Below are 18,420 nucleotides of genomic sequence, written 5' to 3' on the forward strand. Positions count from 1 at the left end.
TCCGCTCAGAATGATGGAAATATTATTCGGGCTTTATCCCCAACTCTTCTTTCACTTCCCTTATCCTGTTCGATACAGAATCCTGAAATACGGTATCAGTAGGTTTATCCTTGTGCATAAGCTCCAAATTACTGAGCTCTTGTTCTAACTGTTGCTTTTTAATGGCTTCTTCTTTTAATTGCGCAACACATTTTAAACCATCTTCCGTCATGATCCAAACGGTGAAATCGTTGTGGTCATTTTCTGCGTTTTTGCAGTCCCAGGTCCAATAATTGTTTACGTAACGGTATGAATCTTCTTTTAAAATCAATTTTGTACCCACCGGAACTTCGAGTGTTAACCTTACTTCCTGGTTTCGCCAGATGCTTCCTTTTCGCAATTGAAACCTCGGACTAAAAATCAATTCCGCATCTTTTAAAGTATAGGTGTAACTGATGTTCTGTGCATTTTGCAATGCGCTTTGGAAGGTTTTGCCCTGCGATTCGTATTTCTGCGTTAAACGCGTTACGCTGGTTTCACTTTTTTCAATATTAATGCGGATGTGGTTAGGCGAAACAAACGGACCATCCTCAAAATCGTCTACTACAATCTGGTGGCGGTTATTAGCATCAATATGGTATGCCACACTATCTTCTTTACTAAAGTATTTGCTCTTATCAATGTTGATGGTATAGGCAGGGAAAGATTTAAGATCAACAGTTTGGGTTAACTCTGCGTGCTGTTTAAACTCCGATGATATTTTAGCCGCCTGATAACCCGTTACCGCCACACCAGCCAACCAGATAATCAACAACGCAAACGACAGTGTTTTATTAATGGCCTGTTTGTTAAATGCAACCCGGATAGAGAATAGTACCAAAGCTAAAACCGGCACAAAACATACTATAAATGCGCCAAATAATATTACGCCCCTATTGCCTTCATTAATGATGGAGAAAGGGAAGTACTCGTATATACTTGCATCCCAAAAACCCTGAAAAGCAGCTGCACTAATAATCAGTGTTAACAAAAACAGCACACCAAATACTACAATACAACCCGCAATTACTTTAAAAATTACTTTGCCTGTACCCGAAATAAAGCGGCCCAGCCATTCGAAAAACTCGCTGATAAAAATACCAAGGCGGGCAAATATCGGTTGTGCATGTTTGTTTACCTCACCCAAACGTTCTTTTACGGCCAGCAGTTCTTCATCAAGGTTTTTTTGGAAGCCTTGCAGGTTTGCCGGCTCACCTTTCATTTCCATCCGCTCAATACGCGATTTTGCTTTTGGCATAATAATCCAAAGCAGCGCATACACCAAAATACCCGATCCACCAAGAAAAACAGTAAGCACGGTAGCCACTCTAATCCACTTCGGATCTGCGTTTACATAATGCGCTATACCTGCACAAACACCTGCAACAACACGGTCGTCCATATCGCGGTAAAGTTTTTTCTCGGCATATTGCTGCTGGTAAGCATTGCTGATTACGGGTTCTTCCTCACCTGGTTCTGTGGTATCAAAATCCTGTACCTTGCCCATCTGCGCAATTACCGAGTTTACATTGGCCGAATCTACAACCTGTTTTTTCTGCTCTTCCAATTGCTCGGTTAACAGTTCAGCAATACGGTTTTCTATATCCGTTACAATTTCAAGGTCGTCTGCATGGTTGGCAAAATACTGTTTTACTTCGTTCAGGTAGGCCTTTAAAAGTTCGTAAGCACTTTCTTCAATATGAATAATCGTGTTTCCTATATTTATGATGATGGTCTTTTCCATTTCTTTTTTACTAATTATGAATTGGCTCCTTTTTGTGAAATACCTACAGCATAAGCCAGCTCCTGCCAGGTTTGATCTAATTGTGATAAAATTCCCCGACCATCTTCGGTTAAGGTATAATATTTACGCGGTGGGCCTGAGGTAGATTCTACCCAGTTGTAGCTTAACAAACCATTGTTTTTAAGCCTGGTTAATAATGGATATAATGTTCCCTCAACCACCAATAGCTTTGCCGCCCTTAATTCGGCAATAATATCCGAAGCATAAATTTCGCCCCGTGAGATGATTGATAAAACACAGTATTCCAGAATTCCTTTCCGCATTTGTGTTTGCGTATTTTCTGCTATCATATAACAAAGATATATGTTTTATATACTACCATGCAATACATAGTACTAAAATAAATCAAAGTAATTACATAAATCACTGATAATAAGCGATATAATTTTAAATTAAATTTTGCTTTCTGGAAATATTTCTGTAATCAACTTAGTATTTTACTCTTTTTTGGAAAAGAAAGTTCCTATAATCATTCGATTTTTGCAGTCCTGCGCTAACCTATAATCCCAATTTTACCCTTATTCAAACTCAAATATTCTGATAAAATTGGGAGCTATCTGGTTCGATCAGGTTTACCACTTTCAGGCTGGTGCTACTATTTATGGCTCGCAGACAATACCTAAAAAATCAGATAGAACTATTAGCTTTAAAGGTTATTATAATAATATATAAATACTATAGAATTAATATATTTTAATAATTTTACAGCTTCTTAACTTGTTTTCATGAAAAAATCTATTGCCAGCATTGTTGCAGAGTCGAACGAAAGCGGCGAAGGCACGCTTAAAAGAACTTTGGGCCCTATTAACCTCATTTTAATCGGGGTTGGCCTAACGCTTGGTGCAGGCTTATTTTCTATAACCGGCCTGGCAGCTGCCAATCATTCGGGGCCGGCGGTAACCTTATCTTTTGTTATTGCTGCGTTGGGCTGTGGTTTTGCAGCATTATGTTATGCCGAATTTGCATCCATGATCCCTGTGGCAGGCAGTGCTTATACCTATTCATACGCTACCATGGGCGAACTGTTTGCATGGATTATCGGTTGGGACCTGGTGTTGGAGTATTCTGTGGGTTGTGCTACGGTGGCCATCAGCTGGTCGCAGTATTTAACCAGGTTTTTAGCCAGTTTACACATTTACCTGCCTCCCCAGCTTACTTTATCCCCTTTCGAAACTGCGAAACTTGCAGATGGCTCTACCGTTAGCGGCATTATCAACATCCCCGCAGCATTAGTGGTGGTATTGATGACGGCAATATTAATCCGAGGCACCAAAGGCTCTGCAATAGTAAACGGGATTATTGTATTTTTAAAAGTTGGTGTGGTATTGGTGTTCATTGCCTTGGGTTGGCAATATATCGATCCTGCAAATTACCATCCCTACATCCCCGAAAATACAGGCACATTTGGTCAGTTCGGTTGGAGTGGTGTATTGCGTGGTGCAGGGCTTGTTTTCTTTGTGTTTATCGGTTTTGATGCAGTTGCTGCATCGGCCCAGGAAACAAAAAACCCCGCCAGAGATTTACCGATCGGTATTATTGGCTCTTTAGTAGTGTGTACCGTTTTATTCGGCCTTTTCGGGCACGTAATGACGGGTTTGGCCAATTATAAAGAATTTGCCAATAGTGGCGCACCAGTTGCCATAGCGATTGAAAAAACACCATACGCATGGTTAAGCCAGGCGATTATTTTGGCGATATTAATTGGTTATACATCTGTTATTTTAATCGATTTAATGGCACAATCCCGGATGTTTTATTCGATCAGTAAAGATGGTTTGTTGCCAAAGATGTTTTCGGATGTACATGCTAAATTTAAAACGCCTTACAAATCAAACCTGATTCTTTGCGTATTTATTGCGCTGTTTGCTGCATTTGTACCCATGAATGTTGTTGGCGAAATGACGAGTATAGGCACTTTACTTGCTTTCTTAATGGTATGTGTGGGCATCCTCATTCTCAGAAAAACAGATCCAGAAGCTAAGCGTCCTTTCAAAGTGCCATTTGTGCCTCTCATCCCAATTTTGGGCATTTTAACCTGCATTGCAATGATGGTATTTTTACCTTGGGAAACCTGGGTGCGACTTGCAGTTTGGTTAATTATTGGTTTAGCCATTTATTTCTGGTACGGTAAAAAGAACAGTAAGTTGACTGCGCGAGAAAAACAAGCAGAGCACCTTTAACAGACATAATTATTATACACGAGCCCATTAAACTGTGCAATATTTTACACAGTTTAATGGGCTTACTTGTTTAGCACTCGTATTTACAACCGCATAAATATCAATTAAATAACAAAAAAATATAAGTTATTAACAATTAAACATTTTTCTCAGTTTTTGGCTTGGGATTTGTCTTAAGAAAATCAACCCTATTAAATTCATTGCTATGCTTATTAAATTAGACACATCAGTTTTCAAGCTGCACAGGCATAAAACAGAAACTGTACAAAAAACGGTTGCACCGCTTACAAGAGATCAATGGATTACTGCCGATAGAATTGTGATGGCAGCTATGTTTATTGCCACGATAGCAGGTGCGATTTTATTTTAAGTACCTGATGACCGATCAAAAATCTTCTGCAATCATTTCCTTATTCATCCATACTGCGGCCGTTGTTCCTGCTGCAGTAATGATTGATAGCGACCTGAATAATGTTGCACAATCTCCTGCCGCATAAACGCCATTGGCAGTTGTTTGCTGCTGCTCATCTACTTTAATCGTTTTTAAATCTGTTAAATCAAAACCAAGCTGCTCATCTAAATTCGAATGTTGCTCTACCTCAGGTTTCACATAGATCGCTTTTAACTTTAGTTTATCTCCATTTTTAAACATTACCGCTTCAAGATCACCATTTTGGTGCGCCAGGGCTTCAATTTCATTTTCTATTATTTCAATTGATTTTGCTTTTAGCATACTACGCTGTTCTACAGTTAAGCGCGATTTTCCGTTGGTTAAAACAGTTAAATCTTTATTCCAATGCCGTACGGTTTTGGCCATTTCGAAAGCATGGTCACCATTCATTAATAGTCCTATTTTTTCATTCCTGATTTCATAACCATGGCAATAAGGACAATGTACCGCAGAAATTGCCCAGCACTCAGCCAACCCTTTAATGTCAGGCAATACATCTTTGAGTCCTGTAGCCAACAAAATTTTTCTAGAGGTAAAATTTTCGCCTTTTTCTATTGCAACACTAAAACCACCATCAATACGCTTTGCGGAGTTAACCCTTGCCTCTAAAAATTTAACTGTTGGATATTTTAACACTTCTGCTCTTGCAGCTTTTGCGATATCTAGAGGCTTATCACCATCATGTGTTAAAAAATTATGCGAATGCGGGGTTTGCCGGTTGCAGGGTTGATTAGCATCGATTACCAAAACATTCCTTATTGCCCTGCCTAGGGTTAATGCGGCTGATAAACCGGCGTAACTGCCACCAATTATAATTACATCGAAATCCATATCTAATATATTTTAATACAAAGATCAGATTCTTGATGTTTAATGCAACAATATTGCATTAAATGAATGTCATTTTATTTTATGAAGATTGTTGCCTTGATAAAGCCTCCATAATACAGTCTTTCTGCCATAATCTGGTACTGGGCCTTCAAAAAAAATGGCTCCATATTGATAAGCTTATTGGCTTCTACAATGCCTAAAAGTTTAAAAAAGCTGTACATCGATTTGAGGATTAGCCATTTCCACCAGTTACCATTGGTTTTATTAAGCGAAAAATCTACTAAAAACCACAATCCATCCTTCTTGAGATAAATATTTAACTTTTCAAATACTTGTATGGCGCGTTGTTCGACAAAATTATCGAACAGAAAGGGGGTTAAAATTACATCATAAAGGAACTCGTTTTCAAATTCTTCAATACCGAGGTTAATAAATTCGACCTCATTATTTCTATAATCGCGTTTTTTGGAGCGTGCAATCATTTTGGCCGAAATTTCTATGTAAACAATTTTCAATCCGCTTGCATAAACTTTCCCAATTTCTTCTAATATCCAACCTGTTCCGCCTCCAACAATTAATACATTGCTTTTTTCGGGGAGATATTGAAGCTGATCGATCTGTGCATTAACCTGCGATTTAAAGAACACCAGCCTGCTTAAGGTATCGTAATGCGGGGCTATTTTATCGTAGTTGTTATCCATTGGTTAACTGTTTATACTTGATAATTGATTATTTGAACATACTACCGATCACTTATTAGCCGATTAAAACAATTAACCCTTATCGCACAAACTGCATTCCGATTATTCCACATATCGCTTTAAATAGAATTAACCCATCAATTACCATCAGGTAATACAGTATATTTTTTCTGCGGTGCATAGAGTAAGCCACATAAATAGTTAGGATAAACGGCAGCACATTAAATAAAACCTGTGGCAAACCAAATCCTTTATAACTGGCAAATATACCAAGCGAAATTAGCCCAATTACCAGTAATGGAATCAGAATATTGAAAATTGTACGTCTTAAACCATAACGTACCACAAAAGTCCGAAGGTGCTTATTGGCATCAGTAGGATAATCTTTAATATCGAAAATTATTGCATTAACGGTACAGAACATCCAGTTTTTAATAAAAAGCCAGGTCCACAATACAGAATCATGGTAACCGATTCCAGTTTCTATTTTAAGCATAATTAAGGGCAGTACGTTTGCGCAACACGCCCATACAAAGCCGATAACAAAAGCCTTTAGCCATCCTGTATTGCGCAAATTGAACCTGAGGAAAGATTTGGGCAATAAGCCATAATATAATCCTCCGGCGGTAATGATAATTAATATTGCAACCCAATAACTAATTGGAAGCGCAAGAATATGATGAAAATTATGGTACAGAAGCTTTATTGCAAGCAGCATACAAATGATAAATAGTATGGCCTGACTCCAGTTTATAAATTGTTTATGCTTAAAATACCACTGATTGCGGGGATTGGTGCTTGATGGATTGGTGGAAACTTTATTATAAGCGTAAGTATAATAAATGGTTGGTGCCAGAAACAACAACAAATAATAATTTAAAGTGTTAAATGGCAACCTGAGCTGAAAAGTAGCTTCGAGGGTTAAAGCTACAGCCAGGAGCCCTACAAAGTAGTTTCCAAAGAATATGAACCTGATAATCTTATTGAGCATTTACCCCAGTTTTTCTGCAGGCAATTTCGGATATTATAATTGAATAAGATAAATAATTTATAGAGATTAATAAATTGCAAAACAGTATACATCAACCTGCTTTGCAATTTATTGTTACAGTTATGGAAGTGTGTTTAGGTTAACCGTTGGTGCGGTGCCTGTAGCGGTTCTGGTAAATGATTGGTTCGGGGTGACATAGTTGGCAAAAAAACCGCCATTTTGCAGATAAAATTTTCCACCAGAAACTCCTCCGGCAAAATCCATCCGCTGTTGGTTACCACCTGTAGCATCAACGGTGAAATTCGCAGTAGTAATTTCTGTCCAGCTGCCAGCCGCATTGCGTACCCATTGATTGTTGTACTGGGCTTTTCTACCGAGGTAACCATTTTTATCGTTAAAGTTTTCTAAGAAAGAGTACAACCCGGATAAATAACTGTTGGTATTTGGTTTTTTCCATGAAGCCATAAATGTCCAAACGCCCAATTCTGGCGCATAAAACCACGATGAATAAACGGTATTACCTGCCCCATCTGGTTTGCCTTGTGTTAAAAACTTATAGGTATTTCCGGCAACCCAATTGTAAATGAGGTAAGATTGACCGCCTTCTCCTTCTCCAGTAAAATTAGTTGCGGCAACATTAGTTCCTTTTCTGGTCCAGGTTGTGGTTCCGCCAGTAGGGTTCCATACAGAAAAAAGCATTCTGCGTTCCGTTGCCGAGTTAACCTGCATACCAAAATAGCCACCATCAAAGCCGTTTGCCATGTAATAACTTCCAATCTTATCTTCTCCTGTTGGCACTGTAACCTCATTGTAAAACCACTCTGTATTGGCTGGTGCAGAAAATCCTAAATGAACAGAAGGTCCTCTTCTAGACCAATAATAATTTGCAGGATCATTGGCATAATATACGTTTGAAGCTACCGCAGGCCCACTGATTACCAGATCGGAAACATCGGCAAAATAACTTCCTGTTTTGCTCAAACCTTGAAATTGAACAGTTACATAACCCGGCGTAGTGATATTTACCGTACCAACAGTATAAGTGGTATTGGCTGTTCCTGTAGCAGTTACGTTAAACGGTGTTCCGTTAATGGTAATTTTTAAAACACTTGTGCCACTGGGTACCGATGCCTTTACCGCAACGGTTAGCGAGCCTGTATTACCGATCCTGAAATAAGCCCTGAAAATACTGTTGGCATTGGTCCAGTTTGCCAGTTTGGTTGAAGTTACTGTTTCAGCACCGCCTGATGCCAGGGTGGTTACGTAAGCGTTGCCCCCCATCGAAACCGTAAGTGAGGTGCCACCAAGAGATTGAGTATTGGCAAGGCCAAACTTACCCTTTTGTAATAAGGATGCATCGTTTGCATCTTGTAGATTTTCCTGTTTTTTACAGGAACTGGTAAATAAAACCAGTCCCATTATAGCCAGGCCCGAAATTGATTTGATAATTTTTTTCATTGATTTGGTTGAGATTTATGGTTAGTAATGATGTATCAAACAAGGACTTATGCAACAAATTGCTTTCTCTAATTTAATGATGCGATGGGGCACTTCTAACAAAAAAACAAGCAAAAATCAACGCAAACGTTTGTTTTTAAAGCACTTAGGTTTTGCACAACTTCAACTAAATAATCTTGCTTTTGATGTATTAATACTACAACCTCATGCTATTCTGAAAAGGGTTAATTTTATGGGTTGTATTTTGATTTGAGAACGTTTAATCTGCGTGTTAAAAACATGAAATACATGCAATTGCAATCTATAATCAATCGTTTGTGTGAAGAAAAAATGTTTGATGAGAAATGAATTTCTGCTATCTTCAAACTAATAACCAGACCACTCAAATAAATTATATGGAAGAGCAAAAAAGCAGTTCAACTCCCGCAACAGATAATACTCCAAAAGTGACAGGAATAGGTGGTATTTTCTTTTTTTCAGAAAACCCACAGGAAACAAAAGATTGGTATGCAAAAAACTTGGGTTTTGAAATGAGTGCTTGGGGCACCACAAGTTTTGAAACAAGAAACCTCAACAATCCCGATGAAGTAGAATCGCTACAATGGAGCCCATTTAAACAAGGTGATGAATATTTTTCTCCATCCAAAAAGGAATTTATGATTAACTACAGGGTGCAGAATATCGAAAGCCTTGTGGAAAAACTTAAAGAAAATGGCGTAACCATCCTCGATGAAATTGCTACATATGATTATGGAAAATTTATCCATATTATGGATGCAGAAGGCAATAAGATTGAATTATGGGAGCCTAAATAAGATGCTGAAATAAATTCAGCAAGACGACGATATTATAGAAATTAGTTTGAAACAAAAAAGTCCTTCAGTAATTGAAGGACTTAAGTGGGAAATGATCCCGATTTCAATCGGGACGACCAATCGGTGTAATGGGCGCTCTAAACCAAAAATTTTAGGCAAAAAAAAAAGTCCTTCAGTAAATTGAAGGACTTAAGTGGGAAATGAGGGGTTCGAACCCCCGACCCCCTCGGTGTAAACGAGGTGCTCTGAACCAGCTGAGCTAATTTCCCTGATGGATATATGTCAAAAGTTTTATAAAAAAGCCTTCCAGTTGTACTGAAAGGCTTGGTGGGAAATGAGGGGTTCGAACCCCCGACCCCCTCGGTGTAAACGAGGTGCTCTGAACCAGCTGAGCTAATTTCCCTTTTATATTTTGTCAAATTTAATGCCCCATCCTCCGTTTGGGAATGCAAATATAGTGCTATAAAACTGTTCTGCAAATCTTTTTTTCTTTTTTTTCAACTTAACAAAGTTTCAAGGATTTTATGTGATTGCACCACCCCAAACGACGCTGTATGTAAGGTATAGAAAACCAATATCTTATCCAACAAAAACCTTCGCTGTGTATTGCTCAATTTTATTTCCGAAATTTTTTCGAGTGGTGTATTAAAAAGCAAAATAAAGCCTATTGCATCCTCCAACTGTAAATAATTGGAGTGCATTGGCAATCGGGAGGTGAACTCGCCTTCTTGGAGATCAAAATAAATTTGGTCGTTTCTTCTTTTCTCGTTCGGCGAAAATCCCAGAAAACGTGTAAGTTTTAATAAAAACGAGAGGTGAAAATTGGGATTGATCTCCTCAATTTCATCAAACCAGGCAATAGAATTAAAAATATAATCGAACAAACTCTCATCAGCCGATTGCTGCCTAATGCTTTTATACAACACTTCATTTAGAAAGATCACAATACTGGTTTTAATTACATCGTAAGGAATACTTTTAAAAACAGGTGTTTGCCGAACTTCCGAAACCCGTTGTATATTGGTATTTGCTTTATGATAAACCACCATATCCAGCAGATGGAGCGATTGCAACATGTTCATTTTAATCTTCGCCTTTGGCTTTTTAACACCATTGATCAGATAAGATTGCATGCCAAATTTATCAGTAAGCACCTGCACCACCACACTGCTTTCGCTGTAATTTGTGGTTTTTAAAACAATGCCCTTAACTTTGTGCAACATCCGAATAAAACATTTTTTTCAAAAGTATGTTATTTGTGCAAATTTAATTGCGCAAAAAGTAATCACGTTTTACAAATAAGATTAGTTTTGCCGTTAATATTATTATTAAACTAAGCTGCACATGTGGGTTAAGCTATCGAGATTCATTCTTCAGAACCGTATCGCAATCATCGTATTTTTTGTTTTAGGAACTATATTTATGGCTTATCAGGCCAAAAATGTAAAGCTTTCTTACACAGGAAGCAAAATTTTGCCGGTAACAGATAGCGCTTTCGTAAAATACAATGCTTTTAAAAAGACTTTTGGAGAAGATGGAAGCGTGATGGTAGTTGGGATACAATCGCCTGATATTTTTAAAAAAGAAGTTTACAATCAATGGGTTCAACTTTCTAATGAGATCCAAAAACTTAAAGGCATTAAACAGGTATTGTCTTCCGGAAGGATTTTCCAACTGGAAAAAGATACGGTGAACCAAAAATTTGTGCTGAAGCCATTGCCAGGTGGATTGGTTAAATCCGACACTGAAATGGATTCGATTAAAAATACCATTTATAGCAATCCATTTTTTGAAGGATTGGTTTATAACCGCCAGAATGCCACTTTAATGGCAATCACATTCGACACCAAAATTCTAAATACTGCTGCGCGTAACCCGATTTTGAAAGAAATAGAAGCAAAAGCCAAAGCTTTTCAATCGGCCACTAAAATTCAGGTACATATTTCCGGTTTGCCTTATATCCGTACCGCTGTAAGTAAATTGGTGAGCAACGAATTTGTGTTGTTTTTAGGGCTATCAATCCTTGTTTCGGCATTGATACTTTTATTTTTCTTTAAGAAATTTTATGCCGTTTTCTTTCCTATTTTAGTAGTGATTATGGGCGTAATCTGGAGTATTGGCACACTGGTACTCTTTGGCTTCGAGCTTACTATTTTAACAGGACTTATTCCACCGCTTATTGTAATTATCGGCATCCCAAACAGCATTTTATTACTGAATAAATACCAGAATGAACTAAGAAAAGATGGTGACAAACAACGTGCCTTAAGTGTAACCATAGAAAGAATTGCCATTACCACACTGATTGCCAACATTACCGCCGCTATTGGTTTTGGCGTATTATACTTCACCGGGAGCGAGCTGTTAATGCAATTTGGCAGCGTAGCCTCAATTAATGTAATGGTTACCTGGTTAATGTGTTTATGCTTAATTCCTATCATTTTCAGCTACCTGCCAGCACCAAAACTTAAACCTCAAAACCATGTTGAAGAGGGCTTTTTACACAAGTTACTGGTAAAAACGGATACACTTGTTCAAAACAGGAGTGGCCTGATTTATATCGGAACCATTATTATTTCCATTATTGCTTTTATAGGCGTGATGAAGATTAACGTAAATGGTTATGTAGTTGATGATCTGCCAAAAAATTCTGAAATTTTAACAGATTTAAAATTCTTTGAGAAAAATTTTGAAGGTATTTTACCATTGGAAGTGAGCGTAGATACAAAGAAAAAGAACGGCGTTTTTAATTTAACCAATTTAAAAAGAATTGAAAAACTGGAAAAGATGATTTCGGCTTATCCAGAGTTTTCGCGTTCAATTTCGGTAAATATGGGCTTAAAATATGCTACACAAGCTTTTTATAATAACGATTCTACTTTTTTCCGGTTGCCAGACAATCTGGAAAAGAATTTCATTCTTGCTTACATAGCAAATGGCGGTAAAGGAAATGCAAGTTTGCTTACGAACTTTATTAGTAAAGGAAATCAAAGCACAAGAATCAGTTTCCAGATGGCCGATGTAGGTTCAAAACGGTTGGATGCAATAATGGCCGAATTAAAACCGCGGATTGACAGCATTTTACCACCCTCCAAATTTGATGTGGAACTTACCGGATCAAGCATTATATTCTCAAAAGGAACAGATTATATGTTAAGGCACCTGGTAGAAAGTATTGCGCTTGCCATTATATTGATCTCGCTTTTAAGATTAGCCCAATTTAAGAGTTTAGGCATCATGTTTATTTCATTATTGCCCAACATTGTGCCGCTGATTATTACTGCCGGAATAATGGGTTATTTTGGAATTTCACTTAAACCATCTACTATTCTGATTTTCACCATTGCCTTTGGTTTGGCATCCGATCAAACCATTTATTTCCTCACACGTTATCAGCAAGAATTAAACCTGACCAACTTTAGCGTACCTAAAGTAATTACCGATACCATTACTGAAACCGGTGTGAGTATGACGCACATTGCTTTAATTTTATTCTTTGGCTTCGGAATTTTCACCGCTTCTACATTTGGAGGAACTGTAGTACTTGGGTTACTCCTATCCATAACCTTGCTTGTAGCCCTAATTTTTAATTTAACCTTATTGCCAGCCTTGGTATTATGGCTGGATAAAAAGAAAGTAAGGAAAATGGTTTCAGATGAAGATTCTGCAAAAAATATAGGTGAGTTTGACCATTAAGAAGTTGGGAGTTTTCAGTTAAGAGTTTGCAGATCTAGCCACTTAACCTAAAACAGTATAGCTATCATTCAAAGCCTTGGTTTTAAACCCAAGGCTAATTTATTTTTAGATAAAAAGTCTTCCATGGTTCGTTCATTAAAAACCATCAATTAGGTTTTCTTCTTGTTTAGCAACAAACATTAGCCGACGGGTAAGCCTTTGTTTAGCTTTTTGAAGCAAAGTTTTCCTTGCAAAGACTTGAAAATAAGTTTCTATTATTCGTAAATAGGTCTAGGCTACCTAAATCTGATGGCAGCGATTCCCCTGGTTTAATCCGATTTAAGCAAATTATTCAGTTGCCGGCTTTTGATCTTCTTCATCAACCGGAACTTCAACAGTTGGATCAGTAATAATTTCAGCATTGCCATTATTGTCTTTTTTCGCAAATAATATCGGGTATAAGAGCCATAATGCACCAATTATGATGAGTACACCAGCAAGCATCTGGAAATAAATACTTCCCTTAACCTCATTGGCATCTAAAATTTTATAGGCAATAAACGAAAGTACGCCAGCGATGAGAACAAAAACGGCTTTCTGCAATTTTAACAGCTTAATCATGGGTTCTTTCTTTTTAGTGTTACAATATGCATTAGAACAAAAATAAGCCCGATTAGTTCGAGCAGGCCGCAGAAATAAAAAGCGTATAGCACAAAATCCCGGTCAGACGGACTTACTACCACGATAATTGGCAATACAATTACAGCAACAATCATCAGTGTAAGCCCGATATTAAATAATTTCACGTTAAAGTATTTACACCAAAACTACCAAAATTCAGTCAATTCTGTTAACTTTGCAACCTTAATTTTTTGAGGTACTTGATTGATGTATAGCGAATTTAAACAACTGGATCTTGCCAAAATAGGACAAGAAATACTGGATTTTTGGAAAAAGGAAAATATCTTTGAAAAAAGCATTTCTTCACGCCCTAAATCTAATCCGTTTACTTTTTACGAAGGACCACCGTCTGCCAATGGCATGCCGGGGATTCACCACGTAATGGCTCGCGCAATTAAAGATATTTTTTGCCGCTATAAAACAATTAAAGGATACCAGGTAAAAAGAAAAGCCGGCTGGGATACGCATGGCCTACCTGTTGAGCTTGGTACCGAAAAAGAATTGGGTATTACCAAAGAAGATATCGGCAGAACCATCTCTATTGAAGATTATAACGAAGCGTGTAAAAAAACAGTAATGCGCTACACTGATGTGTGGAACGATTTGACTGAAAAAATGGGTTATTGGGTAGATATGGATGATCCATACATTACCTATAAGTCGAAATACATGGAATCGGTTTGGTGGCTTTTAAAACAAATTTACGATAAAGGCTTAATTTATAAAGGTTACACCATCCAACCTTATTCTCCAAAAGCGGGTACAGGGTTGAGTTCGCATGAGGTAAATCAACCTGGTGCTTACCGCGATGTTACAGATACTACTATTGTTGCGCAGTTTAAAGCCTTAGCCGATACCTTACCAGGTTTTTTACAGGGATTTGATGATATTTATTTATTGGCCTGGACCACCACACCCTGGACTTTGCCATCAAATACAGCTCTAACAGTTGGACCAAAAATCGACTATGTTTTAGTTAAAACTTTTAATCAATATACATTTTTACCATCCAATGTAATTTTAGCAAAAAGCCTGGTTGGAAAACAGTTTAGTAAAGTTTTCTTCGAAAGCAATGAAGATGAGGATTTTACAAATTTCAAAGCTGGCGACAAAAAAATCCCTTACCAGATCCTTGCTGAATGTAAAGGAACTGAGTTGGTTGGAATCAGATATGAACAACTTTTAACTTATGCCTTACCTTATACCAATCCTGAAAATGCTTTTAGGGTTATTTCTGGCGATTTTGTAACTACAGAAGATGGTACTGGTATTGTGCACACCGCCCCTACTTTTGGTGCAGATGATGCGAAAGTTGCCAAAGAAGCCGTGCCTGAAATTCCACCAATGCTGGTAATGGATGACAATGATGTTCTTGTGCCTTTGGTAGATTTACAGGGTAAATTCACTAAACATGTTGGTCCTTTTGCTGGTAAATATGTTAAAAACGAATATTACAATGCCGGTGAAGCCCCGGACAAATCGGTTGATGTTGAAATTGCTATTTTATTAAAAGAAGAAAACAAAGCTTTTAAAGTAGAAAAATATGTTCACAGTTACCCACACAGCTGGAGAACTGATGAGCCATTGTTATATTATCCGTTGGATTCGTGGTTTATTAAGGTTACAGATGTTAAAGACAGAATGTTCGATCTTAATGAAACCATTAACTGGAAACCAAAATCTACAGGAGAAGGTCGTTTTGGGAACTGGCTTAAAAACGCTAACGACTGGAATTTATCACGTTCGAGATACTGGGGCATTCCTTTACCAATCTGGAGAACTGAAGATAAAAAGGAAGAAGTATTAATCGGCTCCGTTGAAGAACTTTATAATGCGATTGAAAAATCCATAGCTGCTGGTTTTCAGAAAGAAAATCCTTTCAAAGGTTTTGAAATCGGAAACATGTCTGAAGAAAACTATGACCTAATCGACTTACATAAAAATGTAGTGGATAAGATTGTTTTAGTATCTCCATCAGGTAAACCAATGAACCGCGAAAGTGATTTGATTGATGTTTGGTTCGACTCTGGTGCGATGCCTTATGCGCAATGGCACTATCCTTTTGAAAACAAAGAAACCATTGATGGAAATGAAGATTTCCCTGCAGATTTTATCGCCGAAGGGGTAGATCAAACCCGTGGTTGGTTTTATACCCTGCATGCCATCTCTACCTTGGTTTTTGACAAAGTAGCATACAAGAATGTGGTATCTAATGGACTTGTTTTAGACAAAAACGGACAAAAAATGTCTAAACGTTTAGGCAATGCAGCTGATCCATTCCAAACCATAAACGAGTATGGTGCTGATGCTACACGTTGGTACATGATTTCAAATGCAAACCCTTGGGATAACCTGAAATTTGACATTGACGGAATTGCTGAAGTTCGCCGTAAATTCTTCGGAACACTATACAACACCTATGCTTTCTTTGCGTTGTATGCCAATATCGATAAATTTGAAATCGATAAAAACAACTTAAGCAAAGTTGAAGACAGAACGGAATTAGACCGTTGGATTTTATCGTTATTGCAAACCTTAATTAACGAAGTTGATGAGAGTTACAATGCATATGAGCCAACAAAAGCTACCCGCGCCATCCAAGCCTTCGTAGATGAACATTTAAGTAACTGGTACATCAGGTTAAGCCGTCGCCGTTTTTGGAAAGGCGAAATGACCGATGATAAACGTGCAGCTTACGAAACATTATATACCTGTTTAGAAACCCTGGCACAGTTGATGAGCCCTGTTGCACCTTTCTTTGCCGATTGGTTATACAGAAACTTAACGATTACTGATGCTTATGCAGCTCAATCTGTTCACTTGACTTTATGGCAAGAGGCTGATCAAAGTTTGATCGATACGGATTTGAACGAACGTATGGTTTATGCCCAGGATATTTCATCAATGGTTTTATCATTGCGAAAAAAATCCAGCATCAATGTTCGTCAGCCATTAGAGAAAATCCTAATACCCTCATTAAGTGGAGATTTTGAGCAAAAAATCTCAAAGGTTGCAGATTATATTCTTTCTGAAACGAATGTAAAACATATCGAATTCATTACCGATACACATGGTATCGTTAAGAAAAAGCTGAAACCGAACTTTAAATCATTGGGTAAAAAAGTAGGAAGAGATATGAGCCTGGTTAAACAGGCTTTAGAAAATTCAAATCAGGATGACATCCAGCGTTTAGAAACTGATGGTTTTATCATCGTTGTTGGAAGTAATGGAGAAGATTTTACCATCAATATAAATGATGATGTAGAAGTTTTTGCCGAAGATATCCCAGGATGGCAAGTAACCAATCTGGGTAGCCTAACCGTTGCTTTGGATGTTACCATCACAGAAGAATTAAAACAGGAAGGTATTTCGCGTGAGCTGGTAAACAGAATCCAGAATTTACGGAAAGATTTAAACTTCGAAGTGACGGATAGGATTAAAGTTTCGTTACAAAATGATAACTTGGTAACCAATGCAGTTGCCAAAAACAAGGATTACATTTGCGCAGAAATATTAGCCGATGAATTTGAATTAACAGATACTGTAAATAATGCAAACAAAATTGTTATCGACGATGTTGAGTTAAGCATTTCAGTAACTAAAATATAAATCCATATATTAGAAAATTAGAACAAGAACATGGAAAACAGCAACAAAACACGCTACTCAGACAGTGAACTTCAGGAATTTAAAGAATTAATTCAAGATAAATTACGTATGGCTAAAGAGGAACTTAACTCTTTAACTACTTCTTTAAGTAACCCAAATGCAAACGGAACAGAAGATACTTCTGGTGCTTACAAAACACTCGAAGATGGTTCTGCAACAATGGAAAAAGAGCAGATCAATCAATTGGCTGCCCGTCAGAAAAAATTTATCGATAACCTTGAAAACGCTTTGGTACGTATCGAGAATAAAACTTATGGCATTTGCCGCGAAACCGGTAAATTAATCCAGAAAGAACGTTTACGTGCTGTTCCTCATGCCACTTTAAGCATGGAAGCTAAATTAAAACAGAGTTAATGAAAGGCTATACAAAACCTTTAATTATAATCTTTTTGGTTTTACTGGCCGATCAGCTGGTTAAAACCTGGGTTAAAACACATATGTACCTTGGCCAGGAATTCCATATTATTGGAAAATGGTTTATTATCCATTTTACCGAAAATAACGGAATGGCCTTTGGGATGGAATTTGGCGGTGAGTTTGGCAAGTTGGCTTTATCACTTTTCCGCATTGCAGCAGTTGCAGGAATTGGTTATGGCTTACATTATTTAATTAAGCATAAATACCACCGGGGATTGATTTTGAACGTTGCTCTAATTTTTTCTGGCGCATTGGGAAACATCATTGATTCTGTATTTTACGGAAAGATTTATGGCTACGAAAGCTGGTTTCATGGTCGTGTGGTAGATATGTTCTACTTCCCGATTGCAGAAGGCCACTTCCCTACCTGGTTACCAATTTGGGGAGGAGAAGAATTTGTTTTCTTCAGACCTGTTTTTAACCTCGCAGATGCAGCCATTTCAGTTGGAGTGATATTGATCCTGATCTTTCAGAAAAATTACTTTAAAGAAGATGTAAAAGATGAAGTAAGCATCAACAGTGAAATTGTTGAAGATTAAAAGCGGATCATTTTGCCTAGCTTGTTTCAGCATTTATATTAGCAAGACCCTGAAATAAATCCCAGGGGGACGAAAACAAAAGCCCATTTCTTAACTGAGATGGGCTTTTATTTATTTAATGAATTCGTGATTGCTAGGAGGCTTTTTCAGCCGACGAAGCAATTTCTATAGTAAAATCCGAAAGCATGAA

17 protein-coding genes and 2 tRNA genes are annotated in these 18,420 nt (G+C 37.6%); 8 read left to right on the forward strand and 11 right to left on the reverse strand.

Features of this window, described 5'->3' with window-relative positions; all coding sequences use genetic code 11:
- Window positions 1-22 precede the first annotated feature (22 nt).
- Entirely contained in the window at window positions 23-1,762 is a 1,740-nt protein-coding gene (locus tag ASE74_RS01305) for a PspC domain-containing protein (RefSeq protein ID WP_055903175.1), read from the reverse strand.
- A gap of 14 nt (window positions 1,763-1,776) precedes the next feature.
- On the reverse strand, window positions 1,777-2,112 hold the full coding sequence (locus ASE74_RS01310) for a PadR family transcriptional regulator (RefSeq protein ID WP_055903176.1): 336 nt from the start codon (window positions 2,110-2,112) through the stop codon (window positions 1,777-1,779).
- Between the two features lie 435 nt (window positions 2,113-2,547).
- Between ASE74_RS01310 and ASE74_RS01315 the strand changes: the two genes are divergently transcribed.
- Window positions 2,548-4,002, forward strand: coding sequence for an amino acid permease (locus ASE74_RS01315; RefSeq protein WP_055903178.1), 1,455 nt, complete (start codon window positions 2,548-2,550; stop codon window positions 4,000-4,002).
- A 205-nt stretch (window positions 4,003-4,207) separates the two neighbouring features.
- Window positions 4,208-4,372, forward strand: a complete 165-nt coding sequence (locus ASE74_RS24620) for a hypothetical protein (RefSeq protein WP_157255310.1) — start codon at window positions 4,208-4,210, stop codon at window positions 4,370-4,372.
- Window positions 4,373-4,387: 15 nt separating this feature from the next.
- Here the strand turns inward: ASE74_RS24620 and ASE74_RS01320 are convergent, their stop codons facing one another.
- The 4 genes from ASE74_RS01320 to ASE74_RS01335 all read right to left on the reverse strand — a co-directional run bounded on the left by ASE74_RS01320 (window position 4,388) and on the right by ASE74_RS01335 (window position 8,434).
- Complete coding sequence (locus ASE74_RS01320) at window positions 4,388-5,284, reverse strand: NAD(P)/FAD-dependent oxidoreductase (RefSeq protein ID WP_055903181.1); 897 nt, start codon at window positions 5,282-5,284, stop codon at window positions 4,388-4,390.
- Between the two features lie 74 nt (window positions 5,285-5,358).
- A complete protein-coding gene (locus ASE74_RS01325) occupies window positions 5,359-5,985 on the reverse strand; it encodes a class I SAM-dependent methyltransferase (RefSeq protein WP_055903182.1) in 627 nt (208 codons plus the stop codon).
- 79 nt (window positions 5,986-6,064) lie between these two features.
- Window positions 6,065-6,976, reverse strand: a complete 912-nt coding sequence (locus ASE74_RS01330; protein WP_055903184.1) for a hypothetical protein — start codon at window positions 6,974-6,976, stop codon at window positions 6,065-6,067.
- Window positions 6,977-7,096: 120 nt separating this feature from the next.
- Window positions 7,097-8,434: a DUF5077 domain-containing protein gene (locus tag ASE74_RS01335; protein WP_055903186.1), complete on the reverse strand. Its 1,338-nt coding sequence runs from the start codon at window positions 8,432-8,434 to the stop codon at window positions 7,097-7,099.
- Between the two features lie 49 nt (window positions 8,435-8,483).
- On the opposite strand from ASE74_RS01335, the gene ASE74_RS01340 reads away from it, so the two are divergent.
- Both ASE74_RS01340 and ASE74_RS01345 read left to right on the forward strand, forming a co-directional pair.
- Window positions 8,484-8,687 carry a hypothetical protein gene (locus tag ASE74_RS01340; RefSeq protein WP_055903188.1) on the forward strand — a complete coding sequence of 68 codons (204 nt, stop codon included), beginning with the start codon at window positions 8,484-8,486 and terminating at the stop codon, window positions 8,685-8,687.
- Window positions 8,688-8,829: 142 nt separating this feature from the next.
- The gene (locus tag ASE74_RS01345) at window positions 8,830-9,249 is read left to right on the forward strand and encodes a VOC family protein (protein WP_055903298.1); all 420 of its coding nucleotides are present in this window, start codon (window positions 8,830-8,832) and stop codon (window positions 9,247-9,249) included.
- 194 nt (window positions 9,250-9,443) lie between these two features.
- On the opposite strand, the gene ASE74_RS01350 is transcribed toward ASE74_RS01345, so the two are convergent.
- The 3 genes from ASE74_RS01350 to recO all read right to left on the reverse strand — a co-directional run bounded on the left by ASE74_RS01350 (window position 9,444) and on the right by recO (window position 10,472).
- A tRNA-Val gene (locus tag ASE74_RS01350) sits at window positions 9,444-9,518 on the reverse strand.
- Window positions 9,519-9,574: 56 nt separating this feature from the next.
- Window positions 9,575-9,652 (reverse strand) — tRNA-Val (locus ASE74_RS01355).
- A gap of 94 nt (window positions 9,653-9,746) precedes the next feature.
- Window positions 9,747-10,472, reverse strand: coding sequence for a DNA repair protein RecO (gene recO, locus ASE74_RS01360; RefSeq protein ID WP_055903190.1), 726 nt, complete (start codon window positions 10,470-10,472; stop codon window positions 9,747-9,749).
- Window positions 10,473-10,593: 121 nt separating this feature from the next.
- Between recO and ASE74_RS01365 the strand changes: the two genes are divergently transcribed.
- Entirely contained in the window at window positions 10,594-12,945 is a 2,352-nt protein-coding gene (locus tag ASE74_RS01365; RefSeq protein WP_055903192.1) for an RND family transporter, read from the forward strand.
- Window positions 12,946-13,272: 327 nt separating this feature from the next.
- On the opposite strand, the gene ASE74_RS01370 is transcribed toward ASE74_RS01365, so the two are convergent.
- Together ASE74_RS01370 and ASE74_RS24625 are read right to left on the reverse strand one after the other, a co-directional pair.
- Window positions 13,273-13,545 carry a hypothetical protein gene (locus ASE74_RS01370; RefSeq protein ID WP_082458603.1) on the reverse strand — a complete coding sequence of 91 codons (273 nt, stop codon included), beginning with the start codon at window positions 13,543-13,545 and terminating at the stop codon, window positions 13,273-13,275.
- Window positions 13,542-13,730 (reverse strand): hypothetical protein, encoded by a 189-nt coding sequence (locus ASE74_RS24625; RefSeq protein ID WP_157255311.1) that lies wholly within the window; start codon window positions 13,728-13,730, stop codon window positions 13,542-13,544. Before ASE74_RS24625 ends, ASE74_RS01370 begins: the two co-directional genes overlap by 4 nt.
- Before the next feature lie 82 nt (window positions 13,731-13,812).
- On the opposite strand from ASE74_RS24625, the gene ileS reads away from it, so the two are divergent.
- From ileS to ASE74_RS01385, 3 genes are read left to right on the forward strand one after another with little or no spacing between them, the layout of a single operon-like run.
- Window positions 13,813-17,214, forward strand: coding sequence for an isoleucine--tRNA ligase (ileS, locus tag ASE74_RS01375; RefSeq protein ID WP_055903194.1), 3,402 nt, complete (start codon window positions 13,813-13,815; stop codon window positions 17,212-17,214).
- A 30-nt stretch (window positions 17,215-17,244) separates the two neighbouring features.
- Window positions 17,245-17,628, forward strand: a complete 384-nt coding sequence (locus ASE74_RS01380) for a TraR/DksA C4-type zinc finger protein (protein ID WP_025144123.1) — start codon at window positions 17,245-17,247, stop codon at window positions 17,626-17,628.
- On the forward strand, window positions 17,628-18,230 hold the full coding sequence (locus ASE74_RS01385) for a lipoprotein signal peptidase (protein ID WP_055903197.1): 603 nt from the start codon (window positions 17,628-17,630) through the stop codon (window positions 18,228-18,230). The genes ASE74_RS01380 and ASE74_RS01385 overlap by 1 nt, the downstream gene beginning before the upstream one ends.
- The last annotated feature ends 190 nt before the right edge of the window (window positions 18,231-18,420 follow it).

The organism is Pedobacter sp. Leaf216 (assembly GCF_001421515.1).
Taxonomy (GTDB): Bacteria; Bacteroidota; Bacteroidia; order Sphingobacteriales; family Sphingobacteriaceae; genus Pedobacter.

What these genes read in the sequence shown, in the direction of transcription:
- ASE74_RS01305 (WP_055903175.1), bottom strand. Translation starts at nt 1,762, where the DNA reads ATGGAAAAGACCATCATCATAAATATAGGAAACACGATTATTCATATT.
- ASE74_RS01310 (WP_055903176.1), bottom strand. Translation starts at nt 2,112, where the DNA reads ATGATAGCAGAAAATACGCAAACACAAATGCGGAAAGGAATTCTGGAA.
- ASE74_RS01315 (WP_055903178.1), top strand. Translation starts at nt 2,548, where the DNA reads ATGAAAAAATCTATTGCCAGCATTGTTGCAGAGTCGAACGAAAGCGGC.
- ASE74_RS24620 (WP_157255310.1), top strand. Translation starts at nt 4,208, where the DNA reads ATGCTTATTAAATTAGACACATCAGTTTTCAAGCTGCACAGGCATAAA.
- ASE74_RS01320 (WP_055903181.1), bottom strand. Translation starts at nt 5,284, where the DNA reads ATGGATTTCGATGTAATTATAATTGGTGGCAGTTACGCCGGTTTATCA.
- ASE74_RS01325 (WP_055903182.1), bottom strand. Translation starts at nt 5,985, where the DNA reads ATGGATAACAACTACGATAAAATAGCCCCGCATTACGATACCTTAAGC.
- ASE74_RS01330 (WP_055903184.1), bottom strand. Translation starts at nt 6,976, where the DNA reads ATGCTCAATAAGATTATCAGGTTCATATTCTTTGGAAACTACTTTGTA.
- ASE74_RS01335 (WP_055903186.1), bottom strand. Translation starts at nt 8,434, where the DNA reads ATGAAAAAAATTATCAAATCAATTTCGGGCCTGGCTATAATGGGACTG.
- ASE74_RS01340 (WP_055903188.1), top strand. Translation starts at nt 8,484, where the DNA reads ATGCAACAAATTGCTTTCTCTAATTTAATGATGCGATGGGGCACTTCT.
- ASE74_RS01345 (WP_055903298.1), top strand. Translation starts at nt 8,830, where the DNA reads ATGGAAGAGCAAAAAAGCAGTTCAACTCCCGCAACAGATAATACTCCA.
- recO (WP_055903190.1), bottom strand. Translation starts at nt 10,472, where the DNA reads ATGTTGCACAAAGTTAAGGGCATTGTTTTAAAAACCACAAATTACAGC.
- ASE74_RS01365 (WP_055903192.1), top strand. Translation starts at nt 10,594, where the DNA reads ATGTGGGTTAAGCTATCGAGATTCATTCTTCAGAACCGTATCGCAATC.
- ASE74_RS01370 (WP_082458603.1), bottom strand. Translation starts at nt 13,545, where the DNA reads ATGATTAAGCTGTTAAAATTGCAGAAAGCCGTTTTTGTTCTCATCGCT.
- ileS (WP_055903194.1), top strand. Translation starts at nt 13,813, where the DNA reads ATGTATAGCGAATTTAAACAACTGGATCTTGCCAAAATAGGACAAGAA.
- ASE74_RS01380 (WP_025144123.1), top strand. Translation starts at nt 17,245, where the DNA reads ATGGAAAACAGCAACAAAACACGCTACTCAGACAGTGAACTTCAGGAA.
- ASE74_RS01385 (WP_055903197.1), top strand. Translation starts at nt 17,628, where the DNA reads ATGAAAGGCTATACAAAACCTTTAATTATAATCTTTTTGGTTTTACTG.